Origin of the sequence: Liquorilactobacillus mali KCTC 3596 = DSM 20444 (genome assembly GCF_000260415.1) — a bacterium.
Taxonomy (GTDB): Bacteria; Bacillota; Bacilli; order Lactobacillales; family Lactobacillaceae; genus Liquorilactobacillus; species Liquorilactobacillus mali.
Genome location: NZ_BACP01000094.1, coordinates 1 through 440 on the forward strand (window position 1 = coordinate 1; position 440 = coordinate 440).

Genomic DNA, 440 nt, shown 5'->3' on the forward strand with positions numbered 1-440 from the left:
GTATGGAGCATATTGCCGTATGCTCTTTTTCTATTTGAATAAGTCATTTGGGGTACAATTGAGAGCTTTACAAAGTTTTTTAATTGTACTTGAACGGAGTGCCTTTACTCGACCGTATCTGCAATATGTGATTGTGTTACGACTAATACCCGTTAATTCGTATAACTTTGTAGTTGTCAAATTTAGTTTTGCCATTTCAACACGCAGGTTAGTTCCAAATCTTTCTCCATCAACTTTCATTCATCTCACCCCTTTACAAACCAACTAATCACAACCTCAATACATAATGCATACGTGGTTATGATTGCCGTCCATGTTGCCAATTTGACTATGTGAAGCAACTTATTTTCTTTCATTCTTAGCCTCGTATCTTCCTGCCTCATAGGCTGCAATTGCAACAGCCGCAATTACTATTGCATTCATTCACTCACTTCCTCTTT

General features: G+C 37.5%; 1 protein-coding gene. It reads right to left on the reverse strand.

Annotation, left to right across the window (positions count from 1 at the left end; genetic code table 11):
• Nucleotides 1-30: 30 nt before the first annotated feature.
• Nucleotides 31-240: a helix-turn-helix domain-containing protein gene (locus GSM_RS13620; RefSeq protein ID WP_003687070.1), complete on the reverse strand. Its 210-nt coding sequence runs from the start codon at nucleotides 238-240 to the stop codon at nucleotides 31-33.
• Nucleotides 241-440 lie beyond the last annotated feature (200 nt).